Annotated in this window: 21 protein-coding genes; 2 read left to right on the top strand and 19 right to left on the bottom strand. The window is 56.9% G+C overall.

Translation table 11 applies throughout. The features are described 5' to 3' along the window. Positions 1–33: 33 nt before the first annotated feature. From L9O85_RS03840 to L9O85_RS03750, 19 genes are all read right to left on the bottom strand, one after another. Entirely contained in the window at positions 34–252 is a 219-nt protein-coding gene (locus L9O85_RS03840) for a flagellar FlbD family protein (RefSeq protein WP_050625243.1), read from the bottom strand. A gap of 76 nt (positions 253–328) precedes the next feature. Then, entirely contained in the window at positions 329–1,435 is a 1,107-nt protein-coding gene (locus L9O85_RS03835) for a flagellar hook-basal body complex protein (protein ID WP_050625244.1), read from the bottom strand. Positions 1,436–1,539: 104 nt separating this feature from the next. Beyond that, complete coding sequence (locus L9O85_RS03830) at positions 1,540–1,926, bottom strand: TIGR02530 family flagellar biosynthesis protein (RefSeq protein ID WP_242850369.1); 387 nt, start codon at positions 1,924–1,926, stop codon at positions 1,540–1,542. 36 nt (positions 1,927–1,962) lie between these two features. Then, positions 1,963–2,532, bottom strand: a complete 570-nt coding sequence (locus tag L9O85_RS03825) for a flagellar hook capping FlgD N-terminal domain-containing protein (protein ID WP_050625245.1) — start codon at positions 2,530–2,532, stop codon at positions 1,963–1,965. Positions 2,533–2,553: 21 nt separating this feature from the next. Then, positions 2,554–3,720 carry a flagellar hook-length control protein FliK gene (locus L9O85_RS03820; RefSeq protein ID WP_256182576.1) on the bottom strand — a complete coding sequence of 389 codons (1,167 nt, stop codon included), beginning with the start codon at positions 3,718–3,720 and terminating at the stop codon, positions 2,554–2,556. 28 nt (positions 3,721–3,748) lie between these two features. Next, positions 3,749–4,201: a flagellar export protein FliJ gene (gene fliJ / locus L9O85_RS03815; protein WP_050625247.1), complete on the bottom strand. Its 453-nt coding sequence runs from the start codon at positions 4,199–4,201 to the stop codon at positions 3,749–3,751. A 16-nt stretch (positions 4,202–4,217) separates the two neighbouring features. Further along, entirely contained in the window at positions 4,218–5,519 is a 1,302-nt protein-coding gene (locus L9O85_RS03810) for a FliI/YscN family ATPase (RefSeq protein WP_050625248.1), read from the bottom strand. A 31-nt stretch (positions 5,520–5,550) separates the two neighbouring features. Next, positions 5,551–6,348, bottom strand: a complete 798-nt coding sequence (locus L9O85_RS03805) for a FliH/SctL family protein (RefSeq protein WP_108979522.1) — start codon at positions 6,346–6,348, stop codon at positions 5,551–5,553. Beyond that, positions 6,341–7,375, bottom strand: coding sequence for a flagellar motor switch protein FliG (gene fliG, locus L9O85_RS03800; RefSeq protein ID WP_050625250.1), 1,035 nt, complete (start codon positions 7,373–7,375; stop codon positions 6,341–6,343). The genes L9O85_RS03805 and fliG overlap by 8 nt, the downstream gene beginning before the upstream one ends. Next, positions 7,372–8,952, bottom strand: coding sequence for a flagellar M-ring protein FliF C-terminal domain-containing protein (locus L9O85_RS03795; protein WP_301579642.1), 1,581 nt, complete (start codon positions 8,950–8,952; stop codon positions 7,372–7,374). The genes fliG and L9O85_RS03795 overlap by 4 nt, the downstream gene beginning before the upstream one ends. Positions 8,953–8,980: 28 nt before the next feature. Beyond that, positions 8,981–9,292, bottom strand: coding sequence for a flagellar hook-basal body complex protein FliE (locus L9O85_RS03790; RefSeq protein ID WP_050625252.1), 312 nt, complete (start codon positions 9,290–9,292; stop codon positions 8,981–8,983). A 67-nt stretch (positions 9,293–9,359) separates the two neighbouring features. Next, positions 9,360–9,809: a flagellar basal body rod protein FlgC gene (gene flgC / locus L9O85_RS03785; RefSeq protein ID WP_108979524.1), complete on the bottom strand. Its 450-nt coding sequence runs from the start codon at positions 9,807–9,809 to the stop codon at positions 9,360–9,362. Between the two features lie 21 nt (positions 9,810–9,830). Continuing rightward, the gene (gene flgB / locus L9O85_RS03780) at positions 9,831–10,169 is read right to left on the bottom strand and encodes a flagellar basal body rod protein FlgB (protein ID WP_242850370.1); all 339 of its coding nucleotides are present in this window, start codon (positions 10,167–10,169) and stop codon (positions 9,831–9,833) included. A gap of 430 nt (positions 10,170–10,599) precedes the next feature. After that, complete coding sequence (locus L9O85_RS03775) at positions 10,600–11,550, bottom strand: tyrosine-type recombinase/integrase (RefSeq protein WP_276852811.1); 951 nt, start codon at positions 11,548–11,550, stop codon at positions 10,600–10,602. A 217-nt stretch (positions 11,551–11,767) separates the two neighbouring features. Continuing rightward, positions 11,768–15,340, bottom strand: a complete 3,573-nt coding sequence (locus tag L9O85_RS03770) for an S-layer homology domain-containing protein (RefSeq protein WP_301579639.1) — start codon at positions 15,338–15,340, stop codon at positions 11,768–11,770. 64 nt (positions 15,341–15,404) lie between these two features. Further along, complete coding sequence (locus L9O85_RS03765) at positions 15,405–20,342, bottom strand: S-layer homology domain-containing protein (protein ID WP_301579637.1); 4,938 nt, start codon at positions 20,340–20,342, stop codon at positions 15,405–15,407. Positions 20,343–20,377: 35 nt separating this feature from the next. After that, positions 20,378–20,962, bottom strand: coding sequence for a PilZ domain-containing protein (locus L9O85_RS03760; RefSeq protein WP_050625257.1), 585 nt, complete (start codon positions 20,960–20,962; stop codon positions 20,378–20,380). Continuing rightward, entirely contained in the window at positions 20,959–21,306 is a 348-nt protein-coding gene (locus L9O85_RS03755; RefSeq protein WP_050625258.1) for an EscU/YscU/HrcU family type III secretion system export apparatus switch protein, read from the bottom strand. The genes L9O85_RS03760 and L9O85_RS03755 overlap by 4 nt, the downstream gene beginning before the upstream one ends. Continuing rightward, entirely contained in the window at positions 21,293–22,735 is a 1,443-nt protein-coding gene (locus L9O85_RS03750) for a hypothetical protein (protein WP_301579635.1), read from the bottom strand. The genes L9O85_RS03755 and L9O85_RS03750 overlap by 14 nt, the downstream gene beginning before the upstream one ends. Positions 22,736–22,908: 173 nt before the next feature. Between L9O85_RS03750 and L9O85_RS03745 the strand changes: the two genes are divergently transcribed. Then, positions 22,909–24,993 carry a chemotaxis protein CheA gene (locus tag L9O85_RS03745; RefSeq protein ID WP_256182570.1) on the top strand — a complete coding sequence of 695 codons (2,085 nt, stop codon included), beginning with the start codon at positions 22,909–22,911 and terminating at the stop codon, positions 24,991–24,993. 30 nt (positions 24,994–25,023) lie between these two features. Further along, positions 25,024–25,497, top strand: coding sequence for a chemotaxis protein CheW (locus L9O85_RS03740; RefSeq protein ID WP_050625261.1), 474 nt, complete (start codon positions 25,024–25,026; stop codon positions 25,495–25,497). Positions 25,498–25,501 lie beyond the last annotated feature (4 nt).

Raw genomic sequence — 25,501 nt, 5'->3', positions numbered from 1 at the left:
TTTCTCTATTGGGAGGCAGGATGCGGCCCCGCCTCAGCTCCGCCTGTCCAGAACACTGATCTCCCGGTGGATGTCCTGGACCTTCGCGTTATAGTCGGCAATTTTCTGGATGATCTCTTCTACGGTGTCCTTGACCAGATAATAGTCATGGTTCATCATAACGATTTTGCACTCCGGGATCAGCTCGATGCACTCGATCTGATTGTGATTGACCAAAAAGCGCTCATTATTCATTTTCCGCAATACGATCAAGATTATGCCTCCTCGCTTCCGGCCTTCCCCCGCCGGGAATCCGGCGGGGGAAGGCATCTGTTTACTCCAGCGGCGCTCAGCGCTTCATGTTGACCAGCTCTTCCAGCATGGTGTCGGTCACGGTGACGATCCGGGTGTTGGCCTGATAGCCTCTCTGGTAAACGATCATATTGGCAAACTCAGTGGCCAGATCGGTTCCGGATGCCTCCAGAAAGCCAGGTTGAAGGCTGGTCTTGCTGCCAGCGGCCAGCATGTTTTCAGGATCCAGGTCCGCATTTCCCAGCTTGTCCTGATTGTTCAGGTATCCCGTTACAGAACTGTTGGCCGTTCCGATGGTCAGCGTCCCTGCTGCGTCGCCCGCGGTGAAGTAAGGGCCCTCGGTGTGCTCCAGGCCATTGGGGTTTGTCACCTTTCCCAGTGCAATATAGCCCACAACCACCGGGTCCCCGGTATCATCGTTGACACAGGATACCTGCCCGTTGCTGTCGATCTTCAGGCTGTTATAGGCGATGCAGTCACCGGTGGAGTTCTCTGCGTCCGTTCCTTCCTCCGCCGGAACATTGTGTCCGGTGTCATCCACACCAGGGAACAGGGCGTCCCCCGGCTTGATATCTCCCTGGGCGGCGTCTCCCACCGCCTTCATAGGCAGGCGGATAGGGACCAGCTGGGTACTGATCCCATCTCCGTTCGTACCGGCCTCATCTGCCTGATCAGCTCCATCCATATTGCAGGTCACGAAGCCATATACCACGTTGCCCGCGCCGTCCACCAGGTATCCATCCGAGTCAAATCGGAAATCACCTACCCTTGAGAGGGAGAGAGCTTTGGCGTCCTCCGCGTTGTTCACATCCACATCCTTAGGCCCCACCAGGAAAAAACCATCTCCCTGGATAAAACAGTCGGTGGGCATCCCGGTGGACTCCAGAGAGCTGGTCGTCATATCCAGATCGATGGTGCCGATGCTGCATCCATAGCCGGTCTGGCGCGGATTGGTCCCGCCTACCATGTTTGTGCCGGCGGAACCAGCGGCCTGAGTGGAATAGATGCTTTCCCGAAAGGTGACGCGGCCGGGCTTATAGCCATAAGTATTTACATTGGCCACATTGTTGCCCACTGTATTCAATGCCTCCATGTGTGCCTTCAGCCCGGAAATTCCCGCGCTCATTGCTCCTGTCAATGCCATGCTTCAGATCTCCTTTGCTTTTGGTGTTCTCTGTTTCGCGCCGCCGGGGGCCCGTCAGTCGCACGTCCCCCAGGACATCCAAAAATGGTCCTGTCCTCTGTTTGTCACAGGATCACGGCGCCGTCAATGTTGGTAAATATGTTCTCCTTCATCTCATCCTGGGACATGGTGGTAATGACCCGGCCGTTTGGAACGTTGATGATAAAGGCAAGGCTCTGGTCAAGGGCCAGGATATTCGTCGCCCCCTTGGCCTCCGCCCGCTCCACAGAGTCCGTCAGCCGGTCCAGAAGATTGGGTGTCACCTCGATTCCCCTCTCCTCTGCCCGCTCCATGGCGTGCTTGGAAAAGGCGATCTGTCTTCCGCCCGTCCGTTCCAGCTCCTGGCGCAGAGCTTGTACAAAGCCGTCCCCGCCTCTGGCCTGAACGGCTCGCGGTCGGCCTATCCCGGCTTCCAGACTGGCCCCCGTGATAGATGCTGTACTGTCGATCACTGCGCTCACCTCCTTTGGATCAGCCGCCCCTGCGGCTCAGGTCTCGGGCGTCTGCGTATCTCCGCCCTCACCGCTGCCTCCCTCCGGCTCATCTGGAGTCTCCGGAATATCTGGCAGGGTCCCCACCGCCATGATGTCGCTGAGGGCGTACATCTCTCCGTCTACAAAGATCACTGGTACTCCCTGGTACGTCCCTGTCCCGGTGACGGTTCCCACTACCTCCTGGAGCTTTCCATCCTCGCCGTACTCTCCAACCGTCACGGTCTTTCCCACCAGGGAGGCCGCATAGGTCAGCGTGTTGGCGTCCACCAGCGTGTCAATGCTGGTCTTGACCGTGGTCATCATCTGCACCACCGACATCTGTACCAGCTGATTGAGCATATCCGAAGTATCTGTGGTGTTGTCCATGGTCTGATTCTGCAGCTGCTGGACCATCAGCTGCAGATAGTCGGTAAAATCCAGCCCCATGTCCTCTCCCTTTTGATGGATCTCATAATCCTCCATCCAGGAGTTGTCCGAGGAGCCGGTCTTGCTGCTGCCATAGACGCTGGCCCGCTGACTAGCCAGCAGGCTGTCCAGCGCCTGGGGCATAAAATCGCTGCTCACTGTGCTTTCCTCCTTATTTTCTTACACAGGTGCGGTCTCCTGCTCCAGCAGCCCCAGCTTCAGCTGATGAAGGAAGTTTTCCGACTCCTCCCGCTTCGGGTCCCGGTGCTGCTCCTGGGGCTGTCCATTCTGCCCGCCGCCGTTCTGGTCAGTCTGCTGCCAGCTCCGCCCGCTCTCCTGAGGGTGGGCCACCTCGATCCGGACTTCCTGCTGGCTTCCGTTCTGAAGCATGGAGCCCAAAGTCCCCAGGTGCTCTCGCAGGAGGTTGGCTGTATGTTCGCTCTCCGCCCGCAGCACCACATGGAGTGCGCTGCCCTCACTCCGGGTCAGCTCCACCACCACATTACCCAAGTGCTCCGGTGTCAGCTTCAGCTCTATCTTCTGGATCCCCTGGTCCGCTATGCTGCGAATGGTCCTGCTCAGTCGGGCATCGAACTGTTCTGACGTGGTATCCAGCACTGCGCCGTCCCCTACCTTTACGGGAGCGGCCTCCGTCCCCTGGAACAGCTTCTGATCGCCTCCGGTCTGGAGCTGTGTGACCTCCACATCCATCTTCTGGTCTGTGCCCGGCTGCTTTCCACTCTGCTCCGACTGCCCCTCAGGCTGCTCCATGTGCTGGCCTTCCGCCTTGACCTGGAGCTCCGCTCCTTGTCCTTCACCCTCCGCCTGTCCAGCAGAAGAGATAAGGGACCCAGGTGCAGCCTCCTGTTCCGCTTTTTGCGGCACAGCCGCTTCACCAAAACGCTCAATATTCTGCGGGAGTGCTGGCTCCGCAGCCTTCTCTCCCTCCACAACAGCATCAGCTGCCGGCAAAGCAGGCGCCTGTGCTGTTATCTGTTCTGCCTGCTCCGTTACAACAGCGCAGCCCACGAATGGCACGATCCCTCCGCCGGCCAGGACCGCACTCAAATCCAGCATCAGTGGAACGCCCTGTCCAGCTGCTTGAGCCGCTACATCTTCGTCCTTCTGCTCCGTCTTTCCGGTCTCTGTATCTTGGGACGGATCTGTCTTCTGAGGCTCCTGCTCCGTTCTTTCCCGGTCTGCCTGGGTTCGCTTTTCATTCAAAAGCGCCTGAAAATCCATCTTCTGCTCCGGCCTGCCAGCAGACACCCCGATATCCGGCAGGGTGCTCTGGGTGATCTGTCCGGCCAAATAAGCCATTTGAAGCGTCAAATCACTTGTATTCATCTTTCTCACCTCCTTTCAATGCTGAAAGTCAGAGCAGGCCGGCTTCCACCGCACGAGTATTGGCCACCAGTTCGTCGATCCGCAGTTCTTCCTGCCTCTGGAGTTCTTTCTCATAGCTCTCCAGCTTTTTTTCCCGCAGTTTTTCCAGTGACGAGGTGTCCTGCCTGGCCGCGATCATCCTCTTCCGCCGTTCTTCGGCCTCCGTCTGAAGCTGGTGCAGTCTGCTCTCCTCACGCTGGATCTCTCCCTCCAGCATCCGCAGCCCCATCTCATAGCCCATGGCGTCCGCAATGGTGATCCCCTCTGCCTCTGCCCTGCGAAACTGCTGATTCAGGCTCCGGTGGCGCGCCTCCGCTTCCCGCAGCCGCCGCTCCTGCTGCCGGACCCGCTGGATCGCCTCCGCGTATTCATTTTGAGCACCATCCAGCACCTGGCGCTTATACTGGAGGACCGTATCCAGACCGAATTGAAACCGCTTCATTTCCGTTCCATCCTTTTCACAGCAGCCCGCGCATTGCCTCCAGATCCTCCTCATAGGAGAATGCCTCATTCACCCCTTGGGTCAGGAATTGGTTGATCCCGTCAATCTTGCTGATCGCGTAATCCAGCCGCGGGTTGGTCCCCGCCTTGTAAGCACCGATGGAGACCAGATCTGCATTCTTTTCATAGATCCCCATCACATCCCGTACCCGGGCCGCCAGAGTCAGGTGCTCCGGCGCGACGATGTCATTCATCAGGCGGGAGATGCTTGCGTTGATGTCGATGGCCGGGAAATGGTTGCTGTTGGCCAGCTTTCTGGAGAGCACAATGTGTCCGTCCAAAATACCCCGCACGGTATCCGCGATGGGTTCGTTGGTATCGTCGCCCTCCACCAGCACGGTATAGACGCCGGTAATGGAGCCTTTTTGAAAATTTCCGCTGCGCTCCAGCAGCTTGGGCAGTTCCGCATAGATAGACGGAGTATAGCCGCGCGCCACCGGGGGCTCCCCCACCGCCAGCCCGATCTCCCGCTGTGCCATGGCGAACCGGGTCAGTGAGTCCATCATCAGCAGCACATGACACCCCTGATCCCGAAAGTATTCCGCGATCCCGGTGGCTACTGAGGGGCACTGCTTGCGCAGCATAGCCGGCTGGTCAGAGGTTGCCACTACCAAGATGGAGCGGCGCATCCCCTCCTCTCCCAGGTCCTTTTCCATAAACTCCAGAACCTCGCGTCCCCGCTCCCCCACCAGGGCGATAACATTGATGTCCGCTTTCACATTTTTCGCGATCATCCCCATCAGTGTGCTTTTGCCTACACCAGATCCCGCAAAGATACCGATGCGCTGTCCCTTCCCGATGGTCAGCATGCTGTCTATCGCCTTCACGCCAAACTCCATCCGCTCCCGGATAGGGGGGCGTGACATGGGATTGATATACTGGTTCCGTTCCACACAGAAGGACGTACCTCCATGGAAGGGTCCCTTTCCATCAATGGGCTGTCCCAGTGCGTTAATCACCCGCCCTTTGAGAAAGGCTCCCATCATCAGGCTCAGCCTGCGGCCGGTATTGCGGACAAAATTTCCCGAAGAGATCCCGCTCATGTCGGAGTAGGGCATCAGCAGCATCCTGTCGTTCTTGAAGCCCACTACCTCCGCCAGGACCTGTCCACCGGATTCTCCGTTGTAAATCTGACAGATGTCGCCCACCGCCGCCCGGCCTCCCGATGCCTCGATAGACATGCCCACAATATTTTCAATTTTTCCGGTATAGCTGATGGTCTCCGCCTTTCGGACCTGCTGGATCTTGTCTTCAAACATGGAATCTGTGCCCTTTCCGCTGTCCCGGCTGTCAGCCTCCGCTGAGAACGTCCCGGATGTTGTTCAGCTGCGTGGACGCACTGGCGTCTATGATCTCGTCCGGCATCTCGATGATACAGGCACCCAGCTCATCATCTGACATAGGGATGATCTTGATATGCTCTGAGAGCCCCGCCAGCGCTGTGGTAAGCTCTGGGGTGATCTGGGCCAGATCCCTGGCCTCATATCCCCCCACATAGATATGCACCCACTCCCGGCGCTTCAGCTTTTCTGTCGCCACCTGGATCATACGGGCGATCACATCCCGGCTGGTCCGCAGACTGATGTGGATGACCTTCTCCGCTACTGCCAGGCTCAGCTCACACAGTTCATTCTGGGCCTGCTCCAGCAGCGAATCCCGCGCTGCCGCCGCCTGCTCCAGAAAGCTGCGGATACGCTCTGCCTCCTGTTTCCGATGCTCTTCTATCTGGGCCGCGCCCTCCACCCGGGCCTGCCGCAGTCCCTCTCCGTAGCCCTGCCGGTAGCCGTCCGCTCTGGCCAGCTCCTTCTCGGCCTCCGCCTCCTGCCGGATGTGCTGCCGCTCCTGTTCTAAAAGCTCCTCCGCCTGTTGCCGGGCATCCTCCAAGATCTTCTCCGCCTGGATCTTGGCGTAATTCAGGGCATCCGCCGCCGCAGTATGGGGCGCTTCCGGCTCCTGCTCCTGGAGCGGCGTTTCCTCCGCCTGTTCCCCCTCGGGCTCCGGGCTCTCCTCCACCTGGAGGCTCTCTGCATCCGGAAATACATAGGAGTTGACAGCCGGCTTCAGGAAGCTCTTAAAAATATTAGGCAATGATATCGTCCTTTCCGCCCTTGAGGATGATCAGCTCGCTGCGTTCCTCCAAGTCCCGGATGATCCCAACAATGCGCTGCTGGGCCTCCTCCACGTCCCGGATGCGGACATTGCTGGTAATCTCCAGATCCTCCCGGATGCTCTGCGCCATGCGGGCCGACATATTGGTGAAAATTTTGTTGGCCACATCGCTGTTTGCGCCCTTGAGCGCCAGCACCAGATCTCTGGGATCGCAGTCCCGGACAAACCGCTGCACCGAACGGTCATCCATGGTAACGATGTCCTCAAACACAAACATGCGCTTGCGGATCTCATCCGCCAGAGGCTCGTTGTACTCGGCCAGGCGGTCAAAGATGTTTTTCTCGCTGGAGCGGTCCAGATTGTTCATCACATCCGCCACAAAGTCTACTCCGCCCACCTTTACATTGCTGGCTGTCATCAGGCTGGAGAACTTCTTCTCCATCTCCGCCTCGATGATTTTTACCGCAGTGGGGGAGGCACTCTCCATATTGGCCATATTCTCAATCACCCGGACCTGCCGCTCGTCATCCAGCTCCTCGATCACGGCTGCTGATTTCTCCGCATCCACATAGGACAGCACCAGCGCGATGGTCTGCGGTCTCTCATGCTGCAAAGCCGCATACAGGGACTTCTCATCCGCCTTGTTCAAAAAGGCGAATTCTCGGTTTTTCAGCGACTTGGTCACCTTCTCCAGCAGGCTGGTAGCCGTCTGCTGGCCAAACGCCTTTTCCAGTACAGCCCTGGCGTATTCCAGGCCGCCCTCTGTCACCGCCTTGTTGGTCATGCACATCTGGTAGTACTCAGTCAGTACGTCTTCAGTGGCGCTGGAATCCAGATAACCCAGTTTTGCCACCTCCAGGGTAATCTGTTCCACGTCCTCCGGGTCCATGTACTGATAGAGCTGGGATGCCTTGTCTGTGCCCAGGGAGACGATCACCGCTGCCGCTTTCTGTTGCCTAGTCAGCCTGGGATGGGCGGTGCCTCCCTTGGATATAGGTTCGCTCATCCCGCGTCATCTCCTTCCCGCAGCCAGTTTTTCACCATCTGAGCCGCAATTTCCGGATTTTCCTCCGCAAATTTCCGCACATCCCTCCGCAGCTCCAAGCTCTTTTCCGTCTTCATATCCATGATATCGGCCCCCTCGGGAGCAGGCGCCGGGATCTCCTCCGCCCTCTGGACCGTCTGCACTCCATCCAGCTTCTTTCGGCGCTTTGACCGCCTGCGGATCAGCAGGACTACCATCAGGAGGATCACAAATACACCCAGCCCGGCCAGCGCCGCATAGAGCATCCATGCCGGAACGCCATCCGGCACCGGGATCGGCGCCGTTCCCTCCTGATAGAAGGGTTGGATCAGAATGGATATCTTTTCATTCTGGAGCTCTGTGCCGATTCCGGCCGCCCGGGCCACATGGGGATAGAGGCTGTTTGCGCTGGCACCCCCCGCCGCCGATTGGTTAATGGTGACAGACACCATCACATCCGCCACAGTTCCGGCCAGATGCTCCACCTGGACCTTCTCCGTGTCCACCAGGCTGTGCTCCTCACCGCTGTTAGAGATGAGCACCTCATCCCCGTTGGCATTCAGCTGCTCCTGAACATAGGTATTCAGATCTGCGTTTGAAGGGGTCCCGACCGTACCCCCGGCCGTCTCGTCTCCCCCCCGGATGATCTCCTGCTCGAAGACCCGGTCTCCGATGATGCCCTCTCCATCTTCCTCACCGCTGTAGTTGGTGGAATCGGTATAGGTCCGGTCCATGTTTACGATGCTGTTAACGCTCACCCGGATGTTTTCTTCCCCAAACAAGGGGATCAGAACCTGCATCACCTGGGTGCGGATCTTGTTGTTTGTCTGCTCTTCCAGGCGCATCTTCAGCGCAGAGATGTCCTGTACATCGGTGATCCCGTCCTGGGCAGTATAGTTGTTGCCGAACTGGTCCTCAATGGCCACAGCGTCGATGCTCAGTCCCTGAACCGCATGGCTGACCGCATTACGGATCGCCTTCACCTGCCCGTCTGTGAGGGAGGCCCCTTCCTCCATGGTCACGATCACTGTGGCGCGGGCCTCCACCACATTGCCGCTGTCCAGCACATAGGTATGATCCTCTCCAGGCGTGATAAAGACTGCCGCGTCCCGCACAGAGGAAAAATTGCGGATCACGCCCGCCAGCCTGTCCTGTAAGTCATACAGTGCCAACTGACTGCGCTCTGATTCTGTGGTCAGACTGCTCACGTGGTCCAGATACATGGAATAACCCGACCCGGAGTTTGGATAGCCCTCTATCAGAAGTGCCGCCTTCAGCTGCTCCTCCTGACTTTCCGGAACCAGGACCGTGTCCTCCCCCTGGATCTGGTAATCCGTCACCCCGTTATCAGACAGATAGGAGACGATCGCGGTCAGATCCGTCTGGTTCAGCCCGGTAAAAAGGACTGTATAGGGCTGGTTCAGGCTCACAACCAGTACCAGAGCGATCACCACAAGGACCGCAGCCGCTCCGGCCCCTAAAAGGATCTTTGTTTTTTTTGCCGCAGACAGCCACCACTGTTTGATCTTCTGGAAGAATCCCTTTACCTTCTCTTGCACTGCTTACTCCCTCCGGCTCCTGCTGTGATTACAAACTGATCCGCATGAGCTCGTTGTAAGCATCCAGAGCCTTATTCCTCAGCTGAATCAACAGATTGACAGACATTGACCACTGGCTGCTGGCAATGGACATCTCCGCAGGGTTGTCCATCTGACCGGTCGCCAAACGATATTCTGCATCATTCTTTACCCGCTCTGTCTCTTTCACATTTTCCACTGCCGCCTGAAAAATATCAGCAAACAGCGAGCCCTGCTCCCGGCTGTCCCCGGCTGTCCCGACGCCTCCTGCAGTATCTCCCCGAAAAAGGGGTTGGATGGGGTCTATAGGCCGAAAATCCATCACTGTTTTCTCCTCCGCATCTGCACTACCAGCACCTGCTCAGCAGGTGCTGGTTTCAATCTTTCTCTTATTTCCCGATCTCGAGTCCCTTAGCCGCCACCTGTTTGAGCACATTGAATGCGGTCACATTGGCCGAATAGGCCTGACTGGCCGCCATGGCATCCGCCATCTCCTGCATCAGATCCACGTTGGGCATCTCTACATATCCCTCCGCATTGGCATCAGGGTGCTCAGGATCATAGACGAGCTTAAAGTCAGAGGGGTCCTCCACAATTTCAGTTACCCGAACGCCTCCCGCGGTGCCGGAGGCTCCTCTCCCCAAGGCACGGTCCAGTGCCGCCTGAAACGGGCTGCGCTCTCCCTCCGCCTCAAATACCACCATCTTGCGTCGGTAGGCTCCGCCCCCCTCTGTCCGTGTGGTGGTCCTGTTCGTGATGTTCTCCGATACTACGTCCAGGCGGAGCTGCTGAGCGGTCAGCCCTGATCCCACCACATTCATTGAGCTTAAAAACGCCATATTAGGTCCCTCCCTGTCTCATTAGCCGCGGATGACGGCCTGAAGCGTAGCAATGTCGCTGGAAATGGCCCCAAATACATACTGCATTTGATACCCGTTGCGTGCCAGCTCCACGGACTGTTCTGTGATATTGACACCGTTTCCGTCCATGCGGACACTCTCCTGCGCCTCCCGCACGACTACGGGCGTCTCTTCAATGGCCTTCCGGATGGAAGAAGAGGAGATTCCATTTTGGGCGGAGGAGAGGACGGCATTTTTGAGCGCCTCCTCAAACGTAGCGTATTTCACCTGATAGCCCGGTGTCTCCACATTTGCGATGTTGTCTAAAATGCAGGATTGCTTGCTCCACAGAAATTCCATGGAGCGCTGCATCATCAGGAATGAGTTGCTGCTGAGACCATCCATTTTATCGACCAGCCCTCTCTTCTTTTTCGGTCATTTTCATGGTTTTTCGACAAAATCTGCAAAAAAACAAACCCGTTACCACATAATAATAAGATATGTTGTTTGCGCACAAAAAAGAAACAACATAATAATAAGTTATGTTGTTTACATACGAAAAAAAAGTTCTGAAAAATCTTTTGGCGCTATTATTCTACAGTTTTCTCCATGCTTTTGCAAGTCGAATTTTGCCTCTTTTTATACAAAAAAACAAGAGGCCATTCTTTTTTCTTTTACATTTTCTAAGATATTTTTTGAAAAATCGCATTAAACCACCGAAAAAGTTTACATTTTGCTGGGATAACATCGATAAAACCGTTCAAATACAGGTCGGCATTTTGACCGCTTTCTAATCATGCCCACAATGGAAGAAACAACATAACTTATTATTACGTTGTTTTTTATTGCGAGACGGCTGCTCCGTATTCAGCACCGGAACGAACAGGTTTAAAGATTCGATCTGTGCTCGGTGGACCTCACCTGTTGCCAGAGTATAGATACGCGTTGTATTGACGTTTTTATGTCCAAGGATATCCGCTAAATGCAGGATATCCTTCTCTTTTTCGTAAAAGGTGCTGGCAAACAGATGCCGCAGATTATGGGGATATACTTTTTCCTCTGGCACTCCAGCTTCCCTGCACAGCTTCTGCATCGCTCTCCACACATTGCTCCGGTCCACGGGCCTTCCACCGCGGGTAATAAAAATCGGGCCGTGAGAGATCCCTATCCATGCCGCATAGTCCAGAAGGACATCGCAAAGCTTTTGCGGGATCAGGATCACCCGGCTCTTGCCTTTATTTTTTGCAATAGTGTTTCCACTCACTGCCGCCTCAACTGTAATATATTGCAGCTCACTGATCCGGATCCCAGTAGCGCACAGCGTCAAGATCAGGAAGTACAGACGGATCTGTTTTTTCCGCCGGGCTGTCTCCAAAAGGCGCCTATATTCCTCCCGCCCCAGCTCCTTTCTCTGGTCACAAAAAGTCTGGTACTGCAGCTTGAACAGCTTGACGCAGCATTCCCCTGCCCCGACAAATTTCAGAAACTGATTCACTGCAGTCAGCATGGAATTTGCGCTGCGCACCGCGTACCGCTCTCCCAGCCAATTTTTATATCCAATGATCTGCTCCTTCCGGAAGGAGCCTTTCCCCTTCTGAAAGGTCAGGAACACTTTGACATCATGCATATATTTTCTGATCGTCGCCTCGCTTTTTTCATCCAGCTCCAGATATCGGCGAAAGGCTTCCAGTGCCCCATCTTCTTTCTCAAAAACATTTTTTCCTGCATTTTTTAGACTCATAATTTCTCCTCCAAATCGCTTTTTTCATGTTGAGGTATGCATCTATTGTAGTAGGTGGGACACAAAGTTCCCTTGTTTTAGTGAATGTTTTTACATGTATTATGAGTCCAAGTACGGAAGTCTATTTCACTGCCTGCCCTGCTGCATAGAAAAATCCCTGCCGGACCTCCGTATTCACGGAGGTCCGGCAGGGATCCTATTCTCATATATTCAACGCTCAAAGGGTCAGCGCGTTGGCCAGCATCACAGCCATCTCAGCGCGAGTGATCGCCTTTTGCGGACTTATGGTTTGATCTGCTGTTCCTGACAGGACTCCATACTCCACCATAACTGCCATGGCGCTTCGCGCATAGGCTGAAATGCTGCTTTCGTCCCGGAAGCGGCTGAGCATCTGCTCATTTCCGCTGCCCAGGCTCCATCCATCCGCCTGCATTGCCTTCATCAGGAACACCGCAGCATCCTGGCGGGTAACCGGTGATCCTGGATGGAACCCTCCGTCCGGATAGCCGCCTGTAATGCCCAGCGCTTGGGCAGTCATAACAGCCTGGGCATAGTAGCTGTCCCGGGGAACATCCCAGAATCCAGCCTTTCCCTGCCCAGAGAGCTGAAACGCCTGACAGAGCATCAGTACATAGTCTCCCCGGGTGATCTGCTGTCCGGGGCTGTATGTCCCATTTCCCGTCCCGTGGACCACTCCGTTTTCATACAGGAGATCCACCGCCGGAACCGCCCACTCAAAGGAGCTCATATCCCAAAAATACCGTGAGGCTGTGGCGGGCCTTACCGAGATCTGGATCCGACCGCGGTATTCGTTTCCTTTTGTGTCCCATCCTGTATAGGAGATACTTGCTGTCCCCTGATAGCCCACTTTCGGAACAAAGGTGATCTCCGAAATTCCAGGGGACTTCGCCGGATAATAGCTGGTGGTCATCCGGACCTCTGTATTGCTTTCCCCCGCTCCCTGGTATTGAAAATAGAGTCTTCCCACACTGCTGCTGGGTATATCAAAACGCACATAGGCCAGTCCGCCCATCCCGCGGTCCTCACATGCCTCTTGGAAGTCCCGGGCGTAGAAGGAGAGCGGGCGACCGTCTGTCGCGTAGGTGATCACAGAAGGCCCTTTCGGCTCCTCCACCGTAATTCTCACAGTCCCTTCAAATTTGCCGCCATCTGTGCTCCAGCCGGTAAATTCCAGATCCACCGCTCCGAAAACTCCTTCAGCGGGGACAAAGCACACCCGGTCCAGATAGGGATCTGTCCCACGGTAGTAGCTCTTGGACTCCGTCACCTTACTGTCATAGTCACCATCGTCATATCCGTAATACAGCGTCCCCTTGGAGGAGCTGGGCAGCTCGAAGCGGACATAGCGCAACCGGCTTCCAGTCATCTCCTGACAGAGATCGTCAAAATCTCCATCGTCAAAGGTGACAAAGCTGTTGGGCTTCACCCGGTACTCGATGAGGTCCGATCCAGTATCCACGCCGATCTCCAGCTGGCCCGAGAAGTCCTCTCCATTCGTCCCCCGCCCGGTAAAGGGAATGGAGACCACGCCAGAAAAATTCCGGGCCGGCACGAAGGTCACCTGGTCAAGATAGGGACTCCCGGAGCGGTAATAGCATTTAGAGCTGGTCACCTTGCTGTCATAATCTCCGTTATCATAGCGATAGTACAGGGTCCCCTGGGCTGCGGGGGGAGGGTCAAAGCTGACATGATCGAGCGAGCTCCCCGTCAGTTCACGGCACAGCGCGTTGAAATCGTTGTCATCCAGTGTGACTTTTCCATTTTGATGGACGGAATAGCGGATATCTCCTTTGCCGCCCCGGCCAACGGCCACCTCCACAGTACCGGCAAACCGGTTTCCCTTTGTATCCCAGGCGTTAAAATCGATCTCCGCCGTTCCGGAGAAATCCCTATCTGCCACAAAGGTGACCCGTCTGAGGTAAGGGGAAGACGACCGGTAATAGCTGCGTCCCTCTGTTACCCGGCTGTCATAGGAGCCGTTTCCGGTATAGTTGTAATACAGAGTCCCCTCTGAAGAAGCAGGCAGTTCAAACTGGACATAGTCCAAAGCATATCCCGTGATCCGTTTGGCCAGGTCATTGAAATCACTCTCGTCCAGGTTCAGCCGTCCCCCCTGAGCGATGGAATAATTCAGGTCGCCCCGACCGCTGGCCTCAGAGATCCGGATCGTGATCCTCCCCCGGAAGGAGTCGCCGTAGACGTTGTATCCGGTATAGGAGATCACGACCTGACCGCTGCCTCCCTCAGGTACAAAATAGACATCGGACAGACTGGGAGTTCCGGAACGCTTGTACTCCTTGGAGGGGTCTACCTCGCTGCCCGGATTGGCCGGGGAGATATAACGGTAATACAGAGTTCCCTTTCCACTGTCCGGATGAGAGAATTCCACATAGCTCAGATCCCGGCCTGTCCGGTTCCGGCAGACTCGGTTGAAGTCATCCGGGTCAAACTGGACCGCCTTATCGGCGGAGGCAGCATACTCGATCTCCTCTGTCTCCTCCACCTCTACCTCAATGGTCCCCTGAAAGGAGCCCCCATCCCTTGCATAGCCAGTATAGGAGATCACTGCCGTTCCGCTGAAATCTCCCTTGGGGACAAAAGCCACATCGCCCAGGCCCATCTGGCTGGCTGAGGGATCGGCATAGTAGTTCTCGCTGGTCCCCACCCCGGCTCCAGTATCCCCTTCAGAATTATAGCGATAGTAGAGCGTGCCCTGCCGGGTATTCACCCACAGGCCGCCCACATAGTCCAGCGAGCTTCCCAGCACGCTTCGGCACTCCCGCTCCAACTCTCTCTGGATCTCGTCAAAGCGCAGCGGGTCCCCCGCTCCTGCAGCTGCCGTGATCACATCAGCGGTGTTGGCCTCTACAGTGACCTGGCAGGAAGCCGTATAAAGGCGGCCGCCTGCCCGGATCTCGGCGGTGACCGCGGCCTCTCCCACGGATACAGGATAGAGATACCCATTGTCCACCTTCAAGATCCTCTCATCGCTGCTGGTCCAGGCGGCATCCTCCCGCTCCAGCGCCGCGCCATAGACTTCCGGGATCAGGCGCTGATTTTCATTTTCCCGCATAATAAGGTTCTCCGGCAGAACGATGCCCCGGACGGCAGCCTCACAGGAATCTGTCAGGCCGCTCTGCGACCGGGCCGTAATTTTTGTGCGCCCCGGTTCCCGCCCCGCGGTCACCAGTCCAGTGTCCCTGTCCACCTCCGCGGCATCCGGGTCCGAGCTGGACCAAGTCACAGGCTCAGCCTGATCTGCCGGGGTGATCTCGGCCCGGAGCTGGAGGGTCTCACCCGGCTCCAGCTCCTGATCCCCCTCCGGGGTGATCCGAAGGCCGGCCGGCTGATCCGGAACCACAGTGATCGCGCAGGTGTCCCTCTCCGCGCCGCCCTGACAGGTCACAGTGGCCACCAGGGTCACCGGGTCTGTCTCCGTGGTCTCGGCGGTGTTGACTGCCTCCACCTCCACGGTCCAGCTGTCCCGACCAGAGGCGATCCTGACCCGCTCCGGATCGTTGTTCTCAAGGGACCACTCGATCCGCGCGTCTTCCATCTGGTCCTGGCTCAGCCCGGCGGCCGAAGCCCTCACAGAGGCCCGCTCCCCCACTTTCATGGAGAGGTTGGAGGGTGTGACCGTCACACCGGTCAGCTGTCCGCCGCCCTCCGGCTCCCCCTCTGCCGCCCAGGCCCCGGGCACCAAAGAGCCCGCCAGCACCAGTGCCAATGCCAGGGCGGCGATCCTGTTCGCGATACTTCTTTTCATCATGATCCCTCCCGGATCTTAAGCCATGGGCGGGCAATTCTTTGCCCGCCCATGTCGGCTTTTTCCTTTAGTTTCCCGGATAATTGCCCTGTGTCACCACAAAGCGATAGGTGGTCCCTCCTGTGATCAGCCCGATCCCCTCTGTCGGCTGCAGCTCCAGCGTATAGCTGTCGTTCTGGCGGCTGTTGGCGGATGCGTCCGCCAGATGGCCCGTGTTGCAGAAGCTGAACGTGGCCCCCACCGGTGCATCCCAGAAATCCAGCGTAATGGTGTTGGTGGTATTGCCCGATTCCTTGCTGTACTTCAAATTGCTCTGACTCTGGTTGACCAGATTCAGGAAGCCCACTTCCTTCTGTTTGTCCACATCGCGCTGGATGATGGCCCGGAGGGTGTCCGGATTGCCGGAATCGTTGATGTGGTAGATGGTCTCGCTGAACTGGAGTGTCACAGTTCCGGAGACCCGTACAGGATCTGCAGCATCGTTTACCTTGGTCACCGTGGTCGTCACCTTGAGCAGCACAGGGGCGTCTTCGTCTGGGATGCGCACCCCGTCCACCGCCTTGAAGGTCCACTTCCCGCCCAGCGCATTCTGGGCCGTAGCCAAACAGACATAGGCAGTGGCGCTCTCCGGGTCCATGGCATTGGTAAAGTCATGGGCCTGGGGCTCTTTCTGCGCCATATTGGGGATACTGCCCTTGTCCAGCGCCTCGCTGCTGGTCTGGCTGGTGATGGCCTGACGCACCTGCTCCTTGGTCTCCTCACTGGCATAGCGGTCAAAATAAGATTCGCCTGTCACACCATTGATGGTCTTTTGAATGGCCTCCAGCAGCGTCAGGTCAGTTATCTCTGTTCCAACCTCATCTCGGTACTCTGGGTCCAGATGATTTTCCGCCAGGTTTTGCCCAAACAGGGGGGGCAGCTTGTTGGAGGCAAACAGGGAATAGTACAGGGTGGCATCCTGGGAGGTGGTGAACTCCACCTCCGGGTTGACCGCCCGCATCGTGATGTAGGCCGGAGTCACATCATCTGTGCTGAACCGGTAGGCATAGACCTCCGAATAGACCTGGGAGGAGCTGCCCTGGATCACAAAATAGGCGATGTAGTCCGTTTTGACTTCCAGATCCTGGACGATCTTCTCCACCTCTGTGGCGCCGCCCTGAATGGAGCCGTGCTTGATGCGTGCGTTGGCCTGATTCCCCGCGTTGATGATAGACAAGGGCGTGGGTGCGGTGATGTTAAATGGGTATTCCATTCCGCCGCTGCCCGGATCGTTCTCCCCATTTTTTGGAAGCGCTTCGTAGTCTGTTTTATCGGTACTGAAATGATATTTCTTTGAGCCGTCCCGCTCCTCGCCCTCTGTAGTTACCGTCCCGTATGGAGCCACCATATAATAGATGGTCCCCGGCCGGTCCAGCATCAGGTACATTTTGACGCTGGAATCTCCCGTCTCAAAGTTCGGCCGGTTATCCACAAAGATGGGCGGGGTCTGGTCGCTGAACTGCTTGCGCAGCGTAAAGTCGTCCGGCTGTCCAATGTTGGTCACCCCTTCAGCCAGCGCTTCCTCCAGTGCGGAGCTGTCCAGCCGTCCGTTGGCCAGGCTTCCCAGATCGCTGGTGCTGCCCGCCACTACAGTGACCCCCATCGTTACCCGCTGGCTCCAGGTATCCCGGTCCCCCAGGGTGCCCACCCGGGTAAAGTGGACGGCATACTCATACTGGTTCTCCTCCAGCAGCTGATTCAACTGCTGGAACTGGGGGTTGTTTCCCTTCTGGAGGATTCGAGTCAGGCTGACGCCCCTCCGGTCGTCTCCGTCCGGCACTGTCAGCTCGATCTCCTCGCCGATCCGCTCCCATTTCCCCGGCGTTTCAGCAAGATTGGTCCGGCGGTACAGATCAAAGGCAATGCTGGTGTCTGACCAGATGATCATATCCCAGTCCACGTTGTCCGGCACGCTCTCAGTAGTGGCGGGGGCCAGCAGCCAGCTGATATCTACCAGCTTGTCATCCCCCGTCAGCTGGATCTCCTGCCCCGGGTCATGGTAGTCTGTGATCGTTCCCTCCAGCGTGGACTCATTGGGGTTGCTCAGGTTGACCACTGCGAAAATGGTCTTGAAGGTATCCAGCTTGGTCTTTCCCATGATATTTTTGGCATCTGAGGTGTCGGAAATGGTGTTGGCCTCGATCTCAAAGTGGTACTCTGCACCGCTCTGGAGATTCAGAGCACTCTCCTTCTCGCTGTCCACAGTCCGGAAGATCACCACCGTTTTTCCCTCTTCCATGGTAACCTCGGCATAACGGTAGTCGATCACCCAGCCTCCCTGGGTCTTGTCTGCGGCATCCACACCATCGGCCACCAGCTCCGGGCGCCCGCTCCCTGTGTCCACATAGAGCTTGATGCTGTTTCTCAGCACATTTCCCAGGGCCGTTCTGGCCTGTTCCTTCTCCGTCTCCCCCTTGGCGGCAGTCACCCGGTCGTAATACTCCTTCAGTGTCACATTGGCTGCCGCGTCCTGGACCTCCTCACTGAACACCAGCCGGATATCTGTGTCCGGATAAGGCGTCCCCGATTCGTCCCCGTTGTAGCGGGTAAACTCCTGGACCACGGTGGGGGCGCTGGGGTCTAGGGTATGGATGGTGATCACCTGAACTCTGGCGGAGTAGTTGCCTGCTTTGTCCTGCGCTACATAATACAGGTCATAGGCCTTCTCTGGGTCGAGCCCGCTGACATTGAAGCTCACATCTTTGTCCTGGCTCATGTTCACCTTGCCGCTTTTCAGGGCGTTCATCCCCGCAGAAACCTGCATCTTGGCCGTATCACTGGACAGGTCCACCGGGCCGGACTGCCCCGCCAGAGGCTTGGGGTACTCTGTCCCCTGTTCCACCACCACCCAATACAGGGTTCCCGCCTCATTCAGATTGGCATAGAGGCCCACCGAGGTCCGCTCCACCTTGTTTACTGTGGCGTTGGTGTTGAACTTGGGCGGGGTGCGGTCCACAGTCGTGAAGGACAGCTTCTCCACCCGGGAGCTCTGTCCCCCTTCCACATCAGTGAGCCACAGATACAGATCATAGCTCTCCAGTTCCTCCAGTGCCACGTTGTTCACATCAAAGGAATAGGCGGTGTTTTTGGTCACATCTCTGCTTCCATAGCCAAGATTTCCTGTTACGGCGTTGGCCTTGAAGTCCTGCGCCGTGGGAGCCTGCGCGCCTTTGGGCAGCAGCGCCCAGTAAAGCCGGCAGCTCTTGGTCGCCATCACAGTCACCTGCGCAGACACATTTGTGACCTTGGACATATAGGGGTACCCATCGGCAAAGCCTGGCACCGTATTGTCCGGAGTCGTGAAGGAGAGCACCTTCAACGGACTCTGATCCCCTCTGGCATCCACCAGCACCGCGGAAAGATAGTAGGAGCCGTCGGAGACGAGCTTGCTGATTTTTGCCGTAGACCTCTCTCCCGCTCCGCTCAGAGCGGCAGAGCCATTTGCCACGATCTTCGTGGTATAGGAGGGCGGATCGATCAGCTCATCCGTCCCCACCGAACCATCTGTCACCGAGGTGACAGCCCAGTACACGGTCCCACGCTTATTGCCGCTGAACTGCGCTGTGGCAGAGGATGGGGCCAGGTCAGTGATTTTGGGATACCCTGAGAGCAGACGCGGATCTGCGGAGGACTCTGCCGCTGCCTCACTGTCCATGTTTTCTCCGTCGATGTTGGCCGTATCCCCCGGCCGGATCACGATCTGATCAGGCAGCATGGACACATTGCTCCCCGGTGCGTTCACCACCAGATCTCCGATGTCTCCGTCCCCGGTGACTGTGGTCCCCACATCCAGATTGACATGATCTGCCTCCGCGCCGGAAGAGATCTCCAGTGTGCTGTCCACTGCCTTCTCATCCACTGTAATGGTGTCCACACGTCCGCTAGAGATGCTCAGTGCAGACTCCGGTGTGCGGTTGACCACATTCTTGATGTTGCCTGCCAGCTTCAGCTCCAGGCCGTTTTCTCCGTTGAGCTCGATCTCCCCGATGCCGTGTCCGGCTGGGGTATTGTCCGCCAAAAAGGCGTCTGTCCGGACACTGGCCTGCTGGATCAGGCCATCTCCCTCCACCCGGAGGGAGACCTGCTGGTTTTTGATGTTGTCCACCACCAGCTTGGGGGCGTCCACATTGCGGAGGATCACGCTGTCCTCGCCCGCTTCACTGACGCCGCCGCCGCTGACTACGATCTCCCCCAGCACCTTCACGTTCTCCAGCACCACGTCACCCAGTTCCACCCCCGCAGTGACGTACAGATTTCCCGCCACAACGGTATCTTTCAGAGTAACACCGGAGGATGTGATCGTCACGTTGCCCCAAACATCTCCCAGTGTAGTAGTACCAGGCCTGCTGACCGGGGTGCCAACGGCGTTCAGGAGGATCACCGCAGCCTCCCCCCGGGTGATGCTTTTCTGCGGCCGGAAGGTGCCGTCCGGATAACCGCTGATCAGGTTATTCTCCGCTGCCGCGGAGACCATTCCTCGGCTCCATGTACTGATGCTTCTTCCGTCCGCAAAACTGGTGTTCTCCCCCACTGCCGGTTCCATCATCAGGTTCTTCGCCAGAATGAAAGCCGCCTCCTCCCGGGTGATGCTCAGGTTCGGGGAAAATGCAGTAGGGGAGGTCCCCGTAATATATCCCTCCGTATAGCCGATGTCTACATCTTCCGCATACCATGCGGTGCCCGGAACATCCCGGAAGGGATGTCCCCCCGCAGATCGATAGCCAAATGCCCGGTTGATGATAGTGACAAATTCCGCCCGGGTGATGGGGTCTCCCGGCCTCAGATCCCCGTCTGCATCCCCCTGAAGCAGTCCCAGCTCTTCCATTCTTTTCATATATGGCTCTGTATAGTCCGCATGGACCTGTGCCGGGAGCGCCCATATCAAGGTGCAGGCCATGGCACACAGCAGCAGGAAGACAGCCGCCGTCCTCAGATATTCAAAACGAAACTCTTTCCATCTCTTCATCTCTGTCCACTGCTTCCTTTCTCTTTCAGCTTCACTCAGATCCCGGTCGTCCCGCTCAGCTGCAGACTGAATACTGCCTCCCGGATCATCTTTTCTTCCTCATGGACCAGTTCCTCAAACGCCGCTGCAAACAGTGGGATCGGTTCCCCTGAGGGACGCTGCCGCAGCACTTTTATGTTCAGCAGCAGGGGCTGAGCCGTGATCGGCACGGCGATCTGCACGATCTCTCCCTCCGCCAGCGTCCTTGCGCAGAAAAAAGATATCCCCCCGCAGCTCAGGTCATTGCTCAAAATAGGCAGTCTGCCCTTCCATTCCCCTGAGACCGGGTACAGGTAGCTCTCAAACCGGACCGGCATCCGCAGGTTGCGCCGCACATCTTCTCCCAGCCTTCGGACCGACTCGACTGAGATGATATTTCCATCCCGGCGGATGATCCGTCCCTCCATCGCCGGAACTTTTTCCGATGAGCTCACCAAGCTGACATACTCATGGGACAGCACCCGCTTGATATCCCCGCTGTCCACTTGGATCTCCCAGACCGACTTTTCCAGCCCGTCATCAGATGTTCCGTGGGCCACGGGGTTCCCGCGGCTGTCGATCATCAAATATTGATGTCTCATGTCTTTTCCCCTCCTGCGGCTGGTCCAGTCTGCTTGTTTCGTTCTCTCCGAAATTTCTCAGGGTCCTTTGGGTCGAAATTGAGAAAATACACATAAATCTCCACAATTGCCTGATACAGCTCCTCCGGGATCTCCCGTCCCAGTTCCATCTGGGACAGCACCGTGGCCAGCGAGTTGTCCTCATAGACCGGCACTCCGCTCTCCACCGCCACTTCCACGATCTTCTCTGCCAAGTGGCCCATACCTGACGCCACTATGACCGGTGCCCCATTTCCCGGAGAATACTGCAGGGCTACCGCCCGCTCCCCCTCCCCGGGGATCTGGCCTCTGCTAGACCTTGACATTTACACTCCTCTTTCCCTCAAACAGGTCGGGAAACACCTCCGTCAGAGCCAGTGGTCTTTCCCGTTTCATCACGCGGACGTTTTTTCCAGACAATCCGTGGGAGGCCAGTATCTCCCGAAGGTCCTCTGCGACCACCCCGCCGCACTCCATCACCGCATCCGGACCATAAATATCCAGTTCGATCTCTTCCTGCCAGGCGGCCAGCGTCATCTCCAGATACCCCAGCGACTGGATATCCAGCTTGAAGAGGAACTGAATTTTTTCTTGGCCCGGCTGGCGGCTCCCCTTCTCCCGGTCCTCCGCGTCAGGATCTACCCAAAGCTCAGAATACATCGCTCTTCCGTTCCACTCCAGCGGGATGATCATATGGTTGAGCGGCATAAAAACGCTTTCATTCAGCAGGAACGCCCGCACCAGTTCCTGGAAGCCCTCCCGGACATCAGCCCCATACTTCCCTTGGAGTGCCTGCGCCGCCGTGTGGGCCAGGCGCTGGGCAAATTGGTCCTCCTGAACGGCTCTTGTGAAGCTGTTCTCCCGCAGGAGGCGCAGCAGGGCCGCATCGTCAAGTTCGTTCAGTCCGGCCAGCATCTCTCCATATCCGCTCAGCTGGCGGAAGGCGGCCAGGACCCCCTCCTCCCCGCCGTTTTCATAGCGCGCCACATCCAGCATCAGAAGTCCGATCAGAGTCCTCAGCTTCCCAATATCATGGGTCCGCTCCACATAGGAGCCCAGATATGGAATGATCTCTCCCTGGAGCAGCTTCAGATTTTCCGTCCGGCTGCCTGCCTGAAGTCCGTTTTCCAGCCTTGCTGTTAGCTCCATCAGCTGGCCGCGCCAGCTTTTGGGCAGATAGTCTGCCATCTGCTTCAGCCGAAGCGTCATATTCTCTGCCAGGTGCTGCTCCGCCGAAAAATCTCCATAGCGCTTTGCAAAATTAAGAATAGCCTCCCGCATCCCTTCGCTGGGCATGTTCTGATATGCCTGTCGGAGCAGGGAGAACAGCGGTCCGGAAAATCGGTTCCCCGCCTGCATCTGGTTCAGAAAAAAGCGCTGAAATCCCTCCTGATCCATCCGCAGCATCTCCAGCAGCTGTGCCATCTCCTGGGCGATCCCCTCAGACAGTCCGGGTGCCGATACCAGTCCACGCATCCAAACCACGGTCTTTGCCAGCACTGCGGCCAGATCCGGCGCGTCCCGCAGCTGCTGCAAAAAGGTCTGCAGATTGGAATCATACCGCAGCCTGCCGGCATCCAGATGGTTGCCGGCACCCTGCTGCTCTGTCCGTCCGTCCGCCCGGCTGACCCTGGATAGGTCCGGCACGTTCTGCACCCTGGGGTCCTGGACCTGCGGCAAGGCGGAATGACTTCTGTTTTGGCTGGCGCCATCGTAGCCTGGGACCGGATTGGTCGCACCGAGCAGGTCTGCCATACTTCAAATCACCTTTCTATTCTGCATCTGTCTGGACTTTCCCGCTGCATCAGCGGCAGTTCCGCCATTTCCAGCGCCCAAAGTGTGTCTTTTGGAAATTCAAGCCTTATTTTTTCTCTCTCACGGTCGATAAACAGAGTGAATGTTAAACTGCAAAGGAAGGATACGGCTTTATGAGTACTGGGAACGACAGCATTTTGGACGCCTATCTTTATGAAACAAACACTCTGCTGGAGCAGCTGGACAGTATCGTACTGGCGTCAGAGGAAAAGGACACCTTCTCTGAGGAGGATATCAATACTATCTTCCGTATTATGCACACCATCAAAGGCTCCTCTGCCATGATGGAGTATCGCTCCATCATGACGATCGCCCACCGCGCTGAGGACCTGTTTTCCATCATTCGGGACAAGTCCATGGACATCGTCCCAGAGGCCAACCGCCCTGAGCTGTTCGAGCTGCTTTTCCAGACCATCGACTTCTTCCGTCAGGAGATCGATCATATCGAAAATGGGCAACCCCTTACTGAAAATATCGACAGCTTGCTGCAAAAAGTTAATACCCTGATCCAGCAAATTCAAAACACCGGTGCTCCCCAGCCCCCTTCCCCAGGGCAGGCGGGGGCGGTCGCCCAGGATCAGCCGACAGAATATCCTGATTTCCCCTATGCGCTTCAAATCTTTTTTGATGAGGGCTGCGGCATGGAAAATGCCCGTGCCTTTATGCTGGTCAATGCGGTCCGTGATATCTGCGGGGAGGGGAATTTTCACTTTTCTCCCGCCGACATCTCCACAGATCCCAGCACCGCGGGCCAGATCATCGACTCCGGCTTCATGATGTACTTCCGGGATGCAGAGGACCGTGAAAATGCCGTCCATGCAGTCACGGGCGCGGGCTCTGTCCGGACCTATCAGGCCTTTGACCGCCCGCAGTCCAGCTCCATTCCTGCCCCTGCCCCGCAGGCGCTCCCCGCCGAGCAGAAGGCCTCTGCCCCGGAGCCCCCGGAGCAGAAAACCACCGCCAATGCTAAGCCCGCTGCGCCCTCCCCCTCTTCTCAGTCCTCTTCCGATGCCGGCGCTCACCACCGCGAAAGTCTCATCAGCGTCAATCTGAGCAAGCTGGATCAATTGGCCGCTGTTGTGGGGGAGATCGTCATTACCGAGTCCATGGTCACCTCCTCTCCGGACCTGAAGGGGCTCAAGCTGGATGCCTTCACCAAATCCGCCCGTCAGCTCCGCAAACTTACGGATGAGCTTCAGGATGTTTCCATGTCCCTGCGCATGGTCCCGGTCTCCGGGACGTTCCAAAAAATGCATCGGATCGTGCGCGACATGTGCAAAAAGCTGGGGAAACAGGTCAAGCTCACCCTGGTGGGGGAGGACACTGAGGTGGACAAGACCATCGTAGACAGTATCAGCGACCCCATCATGCATATCGTTCGGAACTCTATGGACCACGGGATCGAGGAGACCCCTCAGGATCGGATCGATGCCGGAAAGGACCCGGTGGGTGAGATCATCCTATCCGCACGGCACACCGGGAGCGAGGTCATCATTGAGATCCGGGATGACGGCCAGGGCGTCAACTATGACGCCGTGCTCAACAAGGCCATCCGAAACGGCATCGCTCTGCCGGACGTGGAATATTCCCACAGGGATATTCTCAACTTTCTGATGGCCCCAGGCTTCTCCACCAACACGGAGGTGACGGAGTATTCCGGCCGCGGCGTTGGCATGGATGTGGTCAAGCGGAATGTGGAGGACGTGGGCGGCACGGTGGTCATCACCAGTGATCCCGGCAGGGGAATGACCACAACGCTGAAGATCCCCCTGACCATGGCGATCATGGACGGCATGGAGGTCTCGGTAGGTTCCTCCATCTTCACCATTCCCATTCAGAATATCCGCCAGTCCTTCAAGGTCAACGACTCCGACCTGATCCATGACGCCTCCGGGGGGGAGCTGTTCAAATGCATGGGCAGTTTTTATCCTGTTATCCGGATGCGGGACCGCTACCAGCTGGAGGGGGGCTGCTCCCAGATCAGCGATGGGATCCTGATCTGGCTGGAATCCGGCGAGCTCTCCTACTGCCTGTTTGTGGATGAGCTTCTGGGAGAGCAGCAGGTCGTGGTGAAGCCTCTGCCCAGCTATCTCTCCCGCTTCAACATCAAGCAGAGCGGCATCGCCGGATGCACGATCCTGGGGGATGGCAATATCAGCATCATCTTGGATATCTCCAACCTTTACACCCCCGCCTGACCCATTTTTATTAGAGGAGGTCTGCCAGCTATGGCACAAGACGCTTTACTTCTGCCCGCAGGGATGGAGGAGGCACCTTCCGCCCCCCTTGACTCCCAGACGGAAAAATATCTTCTCTTTTTGTCCGATCAGCTCCTGTTTGGAGTAAAGGCAGAATATGTGGTGGAGATCATCACGAATCACACCATTACCCTGCTCCCCCTGGTCCCCAGCTATATCCTGGGTATCATCAACCTCCGCGGACAGATCATTCCTATTGTAGACATGCGCATCCTGCTGGGCTGTCCGGCCCAGCAGGACACCTGTATTATCATTCTGAACATCAACGACACCATGGTGGGCATTCTGGTGGATACCGTACAGAAAATGATGGACATTGAGAAGTCCGCCATTCTCCCCGCTCCGGCACAGAACACCCAGGACATGGTCTCCGGCATGTGCTCCCTGGAGGACGGGCAGACCATGCTGGTCTTCGACTGCCCTCAGATCCTGACCCATACCTGATGCC

It is taken from the genome of Lawsonibacter asaccharolyticus, assembly GCF_022453915.1.
Lineage (GTDB): Bacteria > Bacillota > Clostridia > Oscillospirales > Oscillospiraceae > Lawsonibacter > Lawsonibacter asaccharolyticus.
The sequence above is the reverse complement of the archived record's forward strand: the minus strand, read 5'-3'. Positions and strand labels throughout refer to the sequence as shown.

Excerpts from the sequence above, each read along its gene's own strand:
- fliJ (WP_050625247.1), bottom strand. The coding sequence starts at position 4,201 with ATGAAGCGGTTTCAATTCGGTCTGGATACGGTCCTCCAGTATAAGCGC.
- L9O85_RS03760 (WP_050625257.1), bottom strand. The coding sequence starts at position 20,962 with ATGAGACATCAATATTTGATGATCGACAGCCGCGGGAACCCCGTGGCC.
- L9O85_RS03755 (WP_050625258.1), bottom strand. The coding sequence starts at position 21,306 with ATGTCAAGGTCTAGCAGAGGCCAGATCCCCGGGGAGGGGGAGCGGGCG.
- L9O85_RS03765 (WP_301579637.1), bottom strand. The coding sequence starts at position 20,342 with ATGAAGAGATGGAAAGAGTTTCGTTTTGAATATCTGAGGACGGCGGCT.
- L9O85_RS03820 (WP_256182576.1), bottom strand. The coding sequence starts at position 3,720 with ATGAATACAAGTGATTTGACGCTTCAAATGGCTTATTTGGCCGGACAG.
- L9O85_RS03745 (WP_256182570.1), top strand. The coding sequence starts at position 22,909 with ATGAGTACTGGGAACGACAGCATTTTGGACGCCTATCTTTATGAAACA.
- L9O85_RS03790 (WP_050625252.1), bottom strand. The coding sequence starts at position 9,292 with ATGGATTTTCGGCCTATAGACCCCATCCAACCCCTTTTTCGGGGAGAT.
- L9O85_RS03750 (WP_301579635.1), bottom strand. The coding sequence starts at position 22,735 with ATGGCAGACCTGCTCGGTGCGACCAATCCGGTCCCAGGCTACGATGGC.
- L9O85_RS03740 (WP_050625261.1), top strand. The coding sequence starts at position 25,024 with ATGGCACAAGACGCTTTACTTCTGCCCGCAGGGATGGAGGAGGCACCT.
- L9O85_RS03770 (WP_301579639.1), bottom strand. The coding sequence starts at position 15,340 with ATGATGAAAAGAAGTATCGCGAACAGGATCGCCGCCCTGGCATTGGCA.
- L9O85_RS03810 (WP_050625248.1), bottom strand. The coding sequence starts at position 5,519 with ATGTTTGAAGACAAGATCCAGCAGGTCCGAAAGGCGGAGACCATCAGC.
- L9O85_RS03775 (WP_276852811.1), bottom strand. The coding sequence starts at position 11,550 with ATGAGTCTAAAAAATGCAGGAAAAAATGTTTTTGAGAAAGAAGATGGG.
- flgC (WP_108979524.1), bottom strand. The coding sequence starts at position 9,809 with ATGGCGTTTTTAAGCTCAATGAATGTGGTGGGATCAGGGCTGACCGCT.
- L9O85_RS03835 (WP_050625244.1), bottom strand. The coding sequence starts at position 1,435 with ATGGCATTGACAGGAGCAATGAGCGCGGGAATTTCCGGGCTGAAGGCA.
- fliG (WP_050625250.1), bottom strand. The coding sequence starts at position 7,375 with ATGAGCGAACCTATATCCAAGGGAGGCACCGCCCATCCCAGGCTGACT.
- flgB (WP_242850370.1), bottom strand. The coding sequence starts at position 10,169 with ATGGAATTTCTGTGGAGCAAGCAATCCTGCATTTTAGACAACATCGCA.